Below are 12,690 nucleotides of genomic sequence, written 5' to 3'. Positions count from 1 at the left end.
CCTCCAGACCCACAAGGGGATGTGCTGACATGGTGGAGTCCACGAGACCCCTTTCACTGAAACTCCGCCCACACTTCCGGCATTTCCTGGTTCTAGCTGCGGTCCTAGCCGTGGTGCTTAGTGGCTGCACCGCCGCCCCACCGGCGCCTCCTGTGCAGACTACACAGGCCGCCGTGAAGTACAAGAGCGGCCTGGAGGAATTCAGCAGGAGGGCGCTGGACCTCGGAGCCACGGCCGTCCTGATCGAGACGCGAATCAACGGGGAAGTCTGGTCACATGCTGGCGGGGTCCGCAGCCTCGGCAGCCCGACCCCGGCTGAAGCCTCGGACCCCACGCACATCGCGAGCATAACCAAGTCCATGGTGGCGGTCTCGGTTCTCAAGCTGGCAGAGGAAGGCCTTGTGCAGCTTGAGGATCCGGTGGCCAAACACCTCCCTGAATTCGAGGGCCTGGTAAAGCCGCCAGGGACCGTCACCATAGCCCATCTTCTGCGGCACGAAAGTGGAATACCCAGCTATGAGGAGGAGCTGTTCACCTCCCGGCCCATCCGCCAGGCGCTGACGCAGCAGATGAGCCTGCACGAGAGCCTGGCGCTGACAACTGCCATGCCCTGGGTGCTGAAACCCGGCAGCGGCGCAGAGTACTCGAATTCGAACTATCTGGTCCTTGGCCTCCTAGTGGAGCGCCTCCGCGGCCGGCCCGTGGCGGAGGTTCTGCGAAACGATGTGTTCGAACCCCTGGGAATGAAAAGCACGCTAATGACGGGCGCCGGCACGCCCCCGGCCACAATGCTGCACGGCCATGTCGAGGTTGACGGCGAACGGCTTGACTCTGCCTACTTAGGGGCAATGATTGACAACCCAGCGGGCGGCGTGGTCTCGACTCTCGGCGACGTGAACACCTTCTATGCTGCCCTTATGCAGGGGCGCCTCCTGAAACCAGCCACGGTGACGCAGATGCAGATGGCCCCTTTCGGCTCGGAATGGGCCTGATGCAATGGCTGGACGTCTGCGGTGGCTTCTACTATGGCCACGCCGGCGACTGGTCAGGGTACCGGACCGTCGCGGTCACCAGTGCGGACGCAAAGCGGCAGGCAGCAATTGCCATCACATACCCGCCCGAATCTTCGGACCCCGCGAACTCCAACCCCGCCAATCCTCTCGCAGTGGAGGCATTGGAAACGGCCGCACGGACGGCACTCGACCTCAGCTGTTAGTGGAAAGCCAGCACCGATGACTTCAGCACAAAGGCTGCCGTTCCCCGAAGCGGGGCGGAATACCTCCGGTATTTAGCGGAGAAGAACGTCTTCATCACCGCCCGCAATCAGAGGATTGACGCGCAACCCTAGCTACGCTCCTAAGCCGTCGGACACGGCGGCGTCCTAGTAGTCGATGGCTTTCCGGTCCATGGACTTGAGCGCGGCGAGCCGTGCCTCCATTTCGGTTTGCTCTCCGAGGTCCTCCAGGGAGGCGAACTGGGCTTCCAGTGATGAGGCTGCGAGTTCCTGCTGGCCGCGGACGGTGGCCTCCTTGCGGCGGATGTTCTCCTCGTACCGGCCGATGGCACCGGTCGGGTCGCCGGCGTCAAGGGACTTGAGGGCATCATGGACCTGGGACTGCGCGGCCGCCGTCCGGGACCGGGCCACCAGCTGGTTGCGCTTGGCGGTCAGCTCGTGCAGCTTGCCCTTCATCTGGTCGAGCCCGCCCTTGAGCTTGTCGACCACTTCGTTCTGGGCTCCCAGGCCGGGTGCAGCGGAGGTCACGAGCTTCTCGGCGGCCATCTTCCGCTGGAGGGCGAGTTTGGCGAGGTTGTCGAACTTCTGCGCGTCAGGGTTGCCGGCGGACCGGAACTCGTCGCCCTTCCTGGACGCGGCCAGGGCCTTGCGGCCCCATTCGTTGGCGTCGGCGAGGTTGCGCCTGTGATCATCCTCGGCCACACGGAGGTTGCCGATGGTCTGCGCGACCGCGGCCTCGGCTTCACGGATATTGTCCGAGTAGTCCCGGACCATCTGGTCCAGCATCTTCTGCGGGTCTTCCGCGGAGTCCAGGAGGGCGTTGAGGTTGGCCTTGGCCAGCTGGGCAACGCGGGCGAAAATACTCTGCTTCACGACGGTCTTTCTATCGGTGGTTGATTCGCATTTTATGTGCACGGTAGCGCCGGGACCACACCCGGGACCCGTCTAATCCCTCTGCCGGCGGCCACGACCCCTGATGACCTCTGCGACCCCGGCCAGTGCCATTGGGAAAGACACGACCGCGGCCAGGTACCGCTTCAGGTCGTAGGGGCTATCCAGTGCGGCCCAGCCCACGAGAGCCCCCGGCAGCCCGACACAGATGGTCACCCAGAGACGGTTCTCCCGCGCGCCCGACCAGACTGCGGCGGCGAGGGACAGTGCGCAGCCGGCGAAGATATAGCGACTACCGATCCATGACTCTTCCTGATCGGCCGGATTCGGCAGCCAGATATGCCAGTTGGCGCGCGCGATCCCGTAGCCGATCAGGACCATCGAGGCGAGGACGAGCAGGGCCCAGGTAATAGTTCCAGTCCAGCGGCGGCTTGCTTCAGACATCGCCTTCACCCCCGCCCCTTAGCTTAGAGCGGCCCGTAGCCTGCAGTGCGGTAAGGGTCCCGCCCAGGTTCGGCCCGGCAGTTGCGGACCCTTCTGCCTGAATCCATGCGTAGTCCCGAGCAACAGAAGACCCTGCACGGTACCGTGCAGGGTCTTCTTCCAAGCACCGCGATCTCAGATGATGACGGCTCTAGGCTTCCGTGAGGTCCACGACGGTGGACTGTGCGTTGTTCTTCACGGATTCGATGCCCTTCTGGGCTGCGGCCTTGGTTTTGTAGGACTCCCCGGTGGCGATGACTTCCCCGTTGCCGGCCTTGAGCCGGAACCGGAATCCCCCTGAACTGTCCTTGTAGATCTCGAACTTTCCTGCCACGGATCCTCCTCTAATTCGCCGCCAACAGCGACGGCTTCGACAGACACCAACGATGCCATCCTAGGAGCCTCCGGCGTGCCGTGTCAGCGGGCACGCTGCAGGTGGTGAATCATCCCGGCGGTGGCTGCCACGGCTGGGCCGGCCGGATTATGCAGGATGTTTCTGGCTGAGCCGTTCTCCGGGCCGCGGTTCAGCAGGTGATGGCCAGCGGAGTCGCAGTTGAGCTCCACACGTTGGTCGTTGCAGGGACCTTGTATTGGGCCTCCACAGAGTACTTCCAGGTGCCGCGCGCCACACCGTTGACTGGGCCCGAATCGTATCCCGTGCTGCTGCTGGTGAGGTCTATGGCGGTGACCGCTCCGCTGGGGCTAACCATCCGGAGGACATAATTGTTTGCCCGGGGTACGGCTCCGTAGGAGATAACAGAAATCTTCAGTCGGTACTTGCCGCTGCCTCCGATCTGATCGCAGCTGGCACTGATGTCGTTCCCGGCCGGAGCAGCCATGGTGTGGGTTCCGGATGTCATTGTGGCGGCGGCGGAGCCGGTGAAGGCTGCGTGGGCTGCCGGGGCCGCGACCAGGAGTCCGGCGACGAAAGCGCCTGTGAACATGGCACGCCCGCGGCGCGGCACATTCCTCCGGTCCCCCACGAGCGTCCTCTCGGTCCCCGCAGGCAGGCGCGCGCGGTGCTTCCCGGCTGTTCTGTTCCGGGCCGCCTTCCACTGTTCCGGAGCAAGCTCAAGAAATCCTCAAGGATGCATCTGGATGCCATTAAATCGTCCTCACACTCAGCTCCAAGCAAGTGATCCAGGCCACTCAAAAGGCATTGACCTGCGACGACATCGAATCTTCAGGAAATCTTGAGTTTTTGCGTGCCCGCTCCTTGAGCGTCCATTGGAAGAGTCATTCCGGTCAGGCGGAGAGCACCTGACACTTACTCTTTCGGCCGGCCCACTGGGGGTAGGCCCGTCACCTAAAAGGACACAGTCATGGCCATCAGCATGAAAACCACCTCCGGCAAGATCCTCGCCTCCGTCGCCCTGGTCGGCACCGCCGCGGCCGTCGCCGGACTGGGCACCTACGGTGCGTTCACCTCCAGCACCTCTGCCAGCCAGGCTGTTGCCTCCGGAAACGTCACCATCGCCCTGGCCGACGCCGGTGCGACCAACACCCTGAATGTTCCCGTCACTGATCTCCTGCCCGGCGACAAGGTTGAGCGTCTCGCAACCCTCGCCAACACTGGCACCTCAGACCTGAACAATGTCACGCTGAACACCACCGCGACCGTTCCTTCGGCGTTGACCACGGATGCGACCGACGGCCTGCAGCTGACCATCGAGAACTGCACCAGCCCCTGGGCCGGAACTGCCGGCGCCTACACGTGCGCCGGGACCAGGACCACAGTCCTGGGCAGTGGCCCGGTCATCACCGGCACGGCCAAGACCCTCACGATGCCGACCGCCCTGACCGCAGGGGCTACCGACAACCTGAAGGTCATCACCACCCTGCCGGCCACCGCAGGCAACGCGTTCCAGAAGCTGAACAGCACAGTCGCCTTCGCCTTTACCGCTACCCAGCGCACCGCCACCGTCAAGTAATCACGGCATTTCACTACCAACCCCGGAACGAGGACCTACCCATGAGCGCCGCCATCGACTTCACCACGACCCCAGCACGGGGTGAAGCGCGGGCGTCTCGTGCAACAGGTCCCCGTTCCGGGGCCCTGCCGGCGGGGCGGATCATCCACCGCTCCCTGTCCATGCTGGCGACCGCGCTGCTGGTCCTGGCCGGCGTCGCGTTCATGACCCTCGTCATTGGGCCCAGGGTTCTCGGCTACCAGACCTCGACCATGTTGACCGGTTCCATGGCCCCGCTGATCAACCCGGGCGACATCGTGGTGACCAAGCCTGTCCCGGCCAGCGACATCCGCGTCGGGGACATCATCACGTACCACATCCCGGTCGAGGACCAGCGGGTCGAAACCCACCGCGTGACCGAAGTGAACACCAACCCGGAAGGCAGCATCACGGTCCAGACCAAAGGTGACGCCAACAACGGCGTCGACCCGTGGCTGGCCACACTCACCGGGGCAACTGTGGACCGGCACACCCTCACCGTCCCGTACGTGGGCACCGCTATCCGGGCAATGCGCGAACCCATCGTCCTGAACACCCTCATATACGGCGCCCCCGCAGTCCTGGTGATCGGCATGCTCGCGAGCATCTGGGGCAGGAAGCCCGAGCCGGAGGCCCCGCACGAAGCTCCGGCGGAAGAAGCTCATGTCTGACCCCGGCCGGAACCTGCTTCAGTTTGACCGGATCCGCGACCTGGCCAACCAGCTCGACAGTCGTGCCGAAACCCTGAAGTTCCTGGAAACGTACTTGCACATGCTGCCGGGCCGGCTGAAGCGCATCCTCGACGGGATCCATGACGGCGACGAAGAGGCCTCCCATGACGCTGTGCTGAGCCTGAAGGTCGCCTCCTCCATGTCTGGCGCCGTTAGCGCCGAAGCGGCCTGCGTTGAGCTCGAGCCCCTCGTCCGCGGCAAGCAGTTCGGCCTCGCCATGGTCAGCGCCCGCCGTCTCAGCACTGAAGTGACGGTCTTGAACGCAGTCGCTCCCGAAATCCTGGCCGAAGCGCACCGGGACCTGCACGGTATGGCCGCCTAAGCTAGCTCCCGAGTCAATGCCTGCTCCGCGTCAGAGCGTGCGGACGACGATGAGCTTATGGCCTTCGGAGACCATGGCTTCCAGCGCCGCATTGGCTTCCTCGTAGGTGTTCCCTCAAACGGTCACAAGGCTCCGTCCGCCGTCAGTATCTTCGATGGTGCCTGTAATCTCCACCCCCACACTTTAGCCCGCCGGAGGCGCCGCGGGTCCTGTCGGTAAAGGCCGGGATGCGGGTAGCCCCTAACTTCCGACACAGGTACGGCGACCGGTGTACGCCGCCAACGATGGTCCCCTAATGTGTGGAACGGGGCCGGCGGTGGGTGATGCCGATCCGGGACTGTACGCACCACCTACAGCCATGGCCGGCCCCATCTGCGCCGGTCCGAATCAGGTCGGCCGGATAGGCTCTTTCTCGATGACTACCGCCAAGCGCCGCGCACCGGATCCGGAGTGGGTTCTGATGTACCGCCAGGGGATCCCGTCTCCTAAGATTGCCGCGGGCGCCGGCGCAGCGGCAAGCACCGTACGCTACCACCTCCACCTGGCCATCCAGGTCGACCCGGGCCTCCGGGACGAGCACAAAGCCGCTGCCGAAGCAAAACTGCAGAGCCGCTGCAGGTTCCTCATGCTCGACCGCGGTCAACCACCGCCTGCAAATCTGACGTGATGTTCTCCCCCATTTCCAGGCTATAGGTACTGCCTCATCGATGAACCTCGGGGTGCGTGCTTACAGCAACAGGACAGGTTTCAGTAATGACTGTCCTGGACCAACCATTGCGCTCGCGCTCCCCCACTCCCGGGTTGCCAGTGGCCCGCCCCACGCCTCGTCAATCGTCTGGTGTTCCAAATTGTCACGCCCCAGACCGGCCAACTGCCTGGCGGGTCCTATCTATGAATCTCCCACTGGCCGACGAAGCCGACGCAGCACCGGGCAAAGATCGAATCACACCGTGCAAGGCCTACCGCTGTGCTCCATGCCGGGACGCGCATCGAAGTAACCTCGTGCGCAAGTCCACACTTCACCGGAAGTTTGTACGCACTTATAGACAAAAACGCGCCTGACCTGCGACAACACTGTGCCGGTAGATGGTCATCAGTCCCACACCATCAGCCTCGGCCGCTGGCCCACGGGGGCTGCCGCGGGGTGGATTGCCCGTTCGTCCTGCCTGACGCACGGAGGCGGAGCATGGATGGAAGTCATCAGAAATGTTATGTGCGGCCGAGAAAGCCCACGATGGCAACTGGCACAGCGTCCATCTAACCGGCCGGAGGCGATTCAGTGTCCGCACGTCATGTCGCACAGAACGTTTGGACGCATGAACTGGATACCACCCGGAGTCTCAGTGGGGACCGCCATACAGCTGCAACGACACGCCGGTGTACAAAGTGTGGACAATGTCCACACCCCTATGGCCGGACAACCGATCCCCTTTGACGGAAGGACCGTTATCGGCTCTTGAAGCACTGGAGTAGAAGTAGCTCCGAGAACTCCCCTGTCTGGTCTCATTACAGATGTCAGTTTTGCATTCATTCCTGTTGCTCGGCGAAGCGAACACAGGCCGTCACTTATCGGTGTCTCCGAGGGATTCGAACGATGCAAGCACCCTGACTCCGTCCCCGCGGTGGATCAATCGGCGTCCGTTGCCCCCGTCGAGCCATGCCCAGAATGCGGAACCATTGGGCATGACGGCATCGATAACGGCGCCGGTCTCCTCCCTGTTGTCGACCAAGAGGACTCGGCTTCCCTCATGGAGGTTGAGCCAGTCTTCCGTTTCCTGTTTCCCGCACTGATCTTCGAGGGTCTCTGGCTCCTTGGTTACCGGCGCCACGTCGGATGTCCCTGAGGTGGAGGGGACATCCGGCGCTCCGGGGCCGGTGGACACTGTTGTTGGGGGCCTCCGGGCGGATCCGGAACGCAGCAGATAGGCCTGCTCATTTCTCTGGTAGCCCAATTCAGCAATGACAGTCATTACTCTCTCCCGGGTCGCTTCCCTGACCAGATGAGGGGTATTGAAGACGTTCGAGACGGTTGCAACAGACACCGAGGCGGCGGCTGCTACGTCGGCCATGCGGCAAGACGTGGACATTTGGTTACTTCCTCTGTATGGCTGAAGGGACCGGGGAACGGCTAACCTAACGGACCGCCGTGCCCTCGAGCACGCCGGTATCGTCGCCGCTGATGCCGGGAGTGCTCGGCCGGAAGGCATTGGCCACCCACTCCAGGCCTGGATGCTCGGCCAGCGAGACAATCCATTCGGCTGCCGCACGCTGCCGTGGTGGTTTCCTGATCGTGGCGACCAATGAGTGCGTTCCGGCCGACAGCTGGACGTCCTTCCCGGATCCGGCCGGTGGACGGTGCTGGGTTGGCATGATCATTGAGGGCTGGTTGCCGAAACAGAATTCCCCGTCGAGCCAGACTCTGACGTCTTCGGAGCAGTTGAACATCAGCCGCCCGTCAACGGGACGGTCAAGATTGATCGTGTAGCGGATCACCAGGATGAGGTCCTCGAACTCCTCGCGCGGCCAGGTGGTCCAGGTGCCCGGGAGGGCTATTTCCTTGTTGCCTGTGGGCATGGGCGGTTCGGCCGAACCCTCGAGGGGAAGAGATGAAATGTCACGCTGGCCCCAGATCTTGCCGTATGGCGAGTCCCATCCGATTGTGACGGGAACCGAGAATTCCTGTGCGTCGAAGGTGCCTTCCGGCGCGGGGGCTGGCCATTTTCCGTTCAGTGCGTCGCGGAGCTCGGCCACTTGGTCTGCGAGAGCGTCCAGGGAAGCAGGGGCTTCGATGCCGACGACTTCCTTGTTCAGGACAAGTTCCCGACCGATCGGAGCGAGCCATCTGTCCGGAATGGATTCGGGGTCGATGATGGCCATGAGGGCACCGACGGATGCCGTGGAGCTGTCCGTGTCTGCGCCGCAGCCGTTGGTAATGAGGATCGCCTTTTCGAAGTCCCCGCCGGAGGCGAGCCAGCCCAGGACGACAAAGCCTGTATTGATCCGGGTGTCCATGAAGTCGCCCGTGGCATATTTGTCCATGATCAGGTCCATCACATGTTCCCACGGGTGGCCCTGGGTCACCCATACCCTCGTATCGTGGACCACTTGGCGGATGCGGCTGCTCACGGGCAGCAGAGAGGATGCCTTGTCCAAGAGTACGTCCGGGCGGCTTTCGATGAAGGCATACGACTGAAGGGCGGCCATGAACACTGCAGCCCAGATGCCGTCGCCGGCGTGGTCGAAGCAGGCGTCCTCGTAGGCGTAGGCTGCCGCCCGGTCGGGATCTGCGGGGGCAAGGCAGGCCCACAGCTCCGAGCGGATGACGGCGCCTTCGCCGCAGGTGTACCAGTTGTCGAAGGAGCCCGTGTAGGGAGGCACGAGCCCCTCTGCGAGGTTCCTCTTGGCTACGCCGTATTCGCACCAGGGGAAGCGGATGTGGTCCCGCCATGCCTGCGCGATCACGTGGCGGTCCACGGTAGGTTCCTCCATTTGGCTGAGCACTGAAGCGTAGACCACCTGCATGTCCAGGTCGTCATTCGGGACCATAGTGGTCGGCACCGGCGTGTAGAAGTCGGCCAGGATGGGGCCGTCCAGGCCCTCGAAGGATTGTCCCAGCGAACCGCCTACGGCTTTGCCGAGCCAGCACCCGAGTACCTTTTCCCGGTAGCCGGCTACGAGCGGCGGGGCTGCGGTTGATGTATTCAACATTCAAAATCTCCTGTGTTTGTGCGGAACCGGAACTTAGCCCTTGACCGACCCTGCGGTGAGTCCGCTGATGAGGTAGCGCTGGATAAGCATGAAAAGGACGACGGCGGGAATGGCCGTGATGATGCCTGCAGCCATGAGGTTGTTCCACTGAGGAAGTCCTCCGTCGGCGGCGGTGCTGACGAAGAGCTGCATGCCGACGCCCACCGTCCGGGTGTCGTTTTTGGTGAGGACGCTGGCGAACAGCACGTCGTTCCAGGCCAAGACGAAGGAGAAGATGGCGGTCACCACCAAGGCTGGAAGCGTTAGCGGAAGCACGATCTTGACTAGCGTCTGTAAGCGGCTGGCCCCGTCGATCGCTGCGGCTTCTTCGATGTCGGCCGGGAGCGTTGACAGGTAGCCACTGAGCATCCAGATGGTGTATGGAAGGCTGAAGGACATGTAGGTCAGGATGAGCAGGCCGTGCGATCCGATGATCTGAACACTCACCGCGTTCTGGACCTGGACATAGATGACGTAGAGGGGAATGAGCAGGACGATTCCCGGCGTGGTGTAGCAGGCCAGCAGCGACAGGCGCAGGAAATTGCGGAATCTGAACCTGAATCTCGCCAGGACGTACGCGGCTCCAAACCCGACCAACGAGGACGCCACGGCTGTGACGGAGGAAATGATCAGGCTGTTCGCCAGGTAGCCGGCCAGGTCGATCGTCTTCCAGACCTCGACGAAGGATGTCAGACTCAGCCGTTCAGGGACAAGTGTGGATCCGGCCACTTCGACAGGCTGCAGCGCCACCAGAAACATGTAGCCCACGGGGAGCAGCACCACGAGTGCGAAGAACGCTCCGAAGAGATACAGGATCCCCTTGTTCGGGCCCCGCTTTCTGGGGCGGTTCAGGCTACCCGTCGGGCTGGGATTCGACACGGCAGGACGGCTCGTAGCAGGGCGCCCTATCAGGGGCCCGTTGGTTCTGGTGTCAGTTTTCATCGCTGCGGGCTTTCTTCAGGTAATACGCGATCGGAATGAGGAGCACGAGCAGGTTCACGACGGCAATGGCGGAGGCATGTCCATAGTCATTGGCGGTGAACGACGTCGTGTAAATCTCAATCGGCAAAACATTCGCTTCCTCGGACGGCGGGTGGCCGAGCAGGACGAACGGCAGTGTGAAGCTGTTGAACTGGTTGATGACGGACAGGCACACCGCCAGGACCAGAGTGGGCTTGATGGACGGCACCGTGATCGACCAGAACCTCCTCATGATCCCTGCCCCGTCGACTTCGGCCGCGTCGTAGTACTCTGCTGGAACCGCCTGCAGCGCGGCGAGGGCCATGATGTAAACGAAGGGCCACGCGGACCAGATACTGGAAATGGTCAGTGCCCAGAAGGAGTTGGGTCCTATGAGCCAGAGGTTGTAGTCCGCCCCGATTCCCAAGAAGCGAAGCACTTGGTCGATTGCACCTGTGCCGGACTGAAACATCAGCCGCCAAATGAGGGCAGTGACGAAGTGCGGCAGGATGAAGGGAATGAGCATGACTGTCCGAAGTACCGCACGACCCCGGAACTTCTGATTTACGAGCACGGCAGCGCCTACGCCCAGCGGAACGGCCGCCAAAGTCGTGATGACGGTGAACAGGATGCTGACACGCAGGGGTCCCAGTACCGAGAGCGGCCCCGCAGGGTTCAGCACGTCCAGATAGTTCGACAGGCCGACGATGCCGGCCTGCCCGACGTCGCCGATGGAGAAGATGCTGAGTGCGGTGATGCTGATGACGACGGCAAGGAACAAGGGAACGTAACTGACCACCGTCATCAGCGCGAAGCTGGGCGCCAACAACCCGAACGGAACCCGCCCCGAGGCGGACCGCCGCCGTCGGGGCTTTTCTTCAGGCGACGGCGGGGGCGGGGCTGCCGGCGTCGCCTCCAAGGCTTGTTGGGACATTAGCGCTTCTCACTGTTCAGTGCAGCCTTGAGTTTTTCGTTTGCCGTATCAAGTTGGGCTTTAAGTGTGTCGGTGTTGTATTTGCCGTTCGCAGCAAGTTCGGAGAAGCTTGGCTTGACCGCGGCGGCAAGGAGCGGCGACACCTGACCGAATGACGGCGACCACGGTGTTGCCTGCGCGCTGACGGCAGCGTCGTAGATGACTTTCCAGTCACCTGTACGGGTCTCAGGGTGTTTGGTGAATGTTTCGTTCGTGGTGGGAAGTCCGCCAACTTCCTTCCAGGTCAGCTGCTGGACGTCGGGGTCGCCCATGATCTTTGCCAGCCCCAGAGCCAGGTCGCGGTTCTTGCTGAATTTGGAGATGGCCCAGGTCGCACCCCCCAAGTACGACTGGACCGGCTTGGCGCCGCTGGGCAGGTTCTGCTGGCCGTAGGGAACGGTGGGGTTTCCGGCCAGCGCCCATTCCTTCTCCACAGGCGTACCAGGCATGCTGCTGATGGCCTGGGTGAAACCGCAGGGAAACATGGCGTTTTGCTTGTTGACGAACTGCTGAATCTGCTGCGCAGAGGTGTTCGTGGCGTCCTTCTGGTTGACGATCTTGTGCTTGGATATCCAGTCCAGCCAGAAGGAAATACCCTGCAGCGCCTCCGGAGAATTCAGCTGCGCCGTCCTGCCGTCAGCGCTGATCAGTTGGCCGCCGAGCTGGGTAGTGAGAAGCCAGATCACATGCCACGGGTGGGAAGGCTCCCCTGCCGCGTCGCCCACGGCAAACTTGCCGCCGCTCGCGTCGGACAGCTTCTGGCCGGTTTCGATAAAGTCATTCCACGTGGTGGGCGCGCCCGAGATGCCAGCGTCGGCGAACATCTTCTTGTTGTAGTACATGGCCATCGTTGAGGCGTAGTACGGGATGGCCACGTGGTCCTTGTTGTCCTTGCCTGTCACGGCCAGCACCGAGGCGAGGTACCTGTCCTTTCCGCCGAGATCGGACCATTCGCTGTCCGTCAGCGCGGTGAACACACCCGTTGCGGCGCCCGTCGGCAGAACCTGCGGACCGACTTCGAAGATGTCCGGGCCTTCCTTGGTCGCTGCGGTGTTGATGACAGCGTTTGAGACTGCTGATCCGAGCTGCACGACGTCGAACTTGACCGTATTGCCAGGGTGCGCGGCCTCGAATTTCTGCCGCATCAGGTCCAGAATGCGCTTTTGGCCTTCCGGGGCGGTCGGACTCTGGGACACCATGACTGTGATCGTCTTCGAACTGCCGCCGGAACTGGATCCGGTGGTGCAGCCAGCCAGCATGGAGGAACCTGCTGCTGCTGCGATGCCGAAGCTTCCGAGCTTCAGCAGGCTGCGGCGCGAGACCGGGGTTCCGAGTTTCTTGGTGAAGCTTGCAACATTCCCGCCTGCTTCATTGACGAATGGGATCTTGGTCATGCCTTT

General features: G+C 62.6%; 15 protein-coding genes. 6 read left to right on the top strand and 9 right to left on the bottom strand.

Annotated elements, in window-relative coordinates; translation table 11 throughout:
* The first annotated feature begins 173 nt into the window (after window positions 1-173).
* Both ACS5PJ_RS19725 and ACS5PJ_RS19720 read left to right on the top strand, forming a co-directional pair.
* The gene (locus ACS5PJ_RS19725; protein WP_439436564.1) at window positions 174-992 is read left to right on the top strand and encodes a serine hydrolase domain-containing protein; all 819 of its coding nucleotides are present in this window, start codon (window positions 174-176) and stop codon (window positions 990-992) included.
* Window positions 992-1,216 carry a hypothetical protein gene (locus ACS5PJ_RS19720; protein ID WP_439436563.1) on the top strand — a complete coding sequence of 75 codons (225 nt, stop codon included), beginning with the start codon at window positions 992-994 and terminating at the stop codon, window positions 1,214-1,216. Before ACS5PJ_RS19725 ends, ACS5PJ_RS19720 begins: the two co-directional genes overlap by 1 nt.
* Window positions 1,217-1,381: 165 nt before the next feature.
* Here the strand turns inward: ACS5PJ_RS19720 and ACS5PJ_RS19715 are convergent, their stop codons facing one another.
* The 4 genes from ACS5PJ_RS19715 to ACS5PJ_RS19700 all read right to left on the bottom strand — a co-directional run bounded on the left by ACS5PJ_RS19715 (window position 1,382) and on the right by ACS5PJ_RS19700 (window position 3,552).
* A complete protein-coding gene (locus ACS5PJ_RS19715; RefSeq protein ID WP_439436562.1) occupies window positions 1,382-2,107 on the bottom strand; it encodes a PspA/IM30 family protein in 726 nt (241 codons plus the stop codon).
* 72 nt (window positions 2,108-2,179) lie between these two features.
* Window positions 2,180-2,569, bottom strand: coding sequence for a hypothetical protein (locus tag ACS5PJ_RS19710; protein ID WP_439436561.1), 390 nt, complete (start codon window positions 2,567-2,569; stop codon window positions 2,180-2,182).
* 190 nt (window positions 2,570-2,759) lie between these two features.
* A complete protein-coding gene (locus ACS5PJ_RS19705) occupies window positions 2,760-2,942 on the bottom strand; it encodes a YegP family protein (protein WP_439436560.1) in 183 nt (60 codons plus the stop codon).
* 190 nt (window positions 2,943-3,132) lie between these two features.
* Window positions 3,133-3,552 carry a hypothetical protein gene (locus tag ACS5PJ_RS19700; RefSeq protein WP_439436559.1) on the bottom strand — a complete coding sequence of 140 codons (420 nt, stop codon included), beginning with the start codon at window positions 3,550-3,552 and terminating at the stop codon, window positions 3,133-3,135.
* Window positions 3,553-3,930: 378 nt separating this feature from the next.
* Between ACS5PJ_RS19700 and ACS5PJ_RS19695 the strand changes: the two genes are divergently transcribed.
* The 4 genes from ACS5PJ_RS19695 to ACS5PJ_RS19680 all read left to right on the top strand — a co-directional run bounded on the left by ACS5PJ_RS19695 (window position 3,931) and on the right by ACS5PJ_RS19680 (window position 6,277).
* Window positions 3,931-4,539 (top strand): TasA family protein, encoded by a 609-nt coding sequence (locus ACS5PJ_RS19695; RefSeq protein ID WP_439436558.1) that lies wholly within the window; start codon window positions 3,931-3,933, stop codon window positions 4,537-4,539.
* Between the two features lie 41 nt (window positions 4,540-4,580).
* A complete protein-coding gene (locus ACS5PJ_RS19690; RefSeq protein WP_439436557.1) occupies window positions 4,581-5,228 on the top strand; it encodes a signal peptidase I in 648 nt (215 codons plus the stop codon).
* Window positions 5,221-5,610 carry a hypothetical protein gene (locus ACS5PJ_RS19685; RefSeq protein ID WP_439436556.1) on the top strand — a complete coding sequence of 130 codons (390 nt, stop codon included), beginning with the start codon at window positions 5,221-5,223 and terminating at the stop codon, window positions 5,608-5,610. The genes ACS5PJ_RS19690 and ACS5PJ_RS19685 overlap by 8 nt, the downstream gene beginning before the upstream one ends.
* Before the next feature lie 415 nt (window positions 5,611-6,025).
* Window positions 6,026-6,277, top strand: a complete 252-nt coding sequence (locus tag ACS5PJ_RS19680; protein ID WP_439436555.1) for a hypothetical protein — start codon at window positions 6,026-6,028, stop codon at window positions 6,275-6,277.
* 895 nt (window positions 6,278-7,172) lie between these two features.
* Here ACS5PJ_RS19680 and ACS5PJ_RS19675 read toward each other — a convergent pair.
* The 5 genes from ACS5PJ_RS19675 to ACS5PJ_RS19655 form a co-directional block, all read right to left on the bottom strand.
* Entirely contained in the window at window positions 7,173-7,679 is a 507-nt protein-coding gene (locus ACS5PJ_RS19675; RefSeq protein ID WP_439436554.1) for a LacI family DNA-binding transcriptional regulator, read from the bottom strand.
* Window positions 7,680-7,743: 64 nt separating this feature from the next.
* Entirely contained in the window at window positions 7,744-9,318 is a 1,575-nt protein-coding gene (locus tag ACS5PJ_RS19670) for an ADP-ribosylglycohydrolase family protein (RefSeq protein ID WP_439436553.1), read from the bottom strand.
* A 33-nt stretch (window positions 9,319-9,351) separates the two neighbouring features.
* Window positions 9,352-10,236: a carbohydrate ABC transporter permease gene (locus ACS5PJ_RS19665; protein WP_439436552.1), complete on the bottom strand. Its 885-nt coding sequence runs from the start codon at window positions 10,234-10,236 to the stop codon at window positions 9,352-9,354.
* A gap of 52 nt (window positions 10,237-10,288) precedes the next feature.
* Entirely contained in the window at window positions 10,289-11,251 is a 963-nt protein-coding gene (locus ACS5PJ_RS19660) for a carbohydrate ABC transporter permease (RefSeq protein WP_439436551.1), read from the bottom strand.
* Window positions 11,251-12,684 (bottom strand): ABC transporter substrate-binding protein, encoded by a 1,434-nt coding sequence (locus ACS5PJ_RS19655; protein WP_439436550.1) that lies wholly within the window; start codon window positions 12,682-12,684, stop codon window positions 11,251-11,253. The genes ACS5PJ_RS19660 and ACS5PJ_RS19655 overlap by 1 nt, the downstream gene beginning before the upstream one ends.
* Between the last annotated feature and the right edge of the window lie 6 nt (window positions 12,685-12,690).

Source organism: Pseudarthrobacter cremeus (assembly GCF_051857465.1).
Classification (GTDB): Bacteria; Actinomycetota; Actinomycetes; order Actinomycetales; family Micrococcaceae; genus Arthrobacter.
This window is presented reverse-complemented; position numbering and strand designations above follow the sequence as displayed.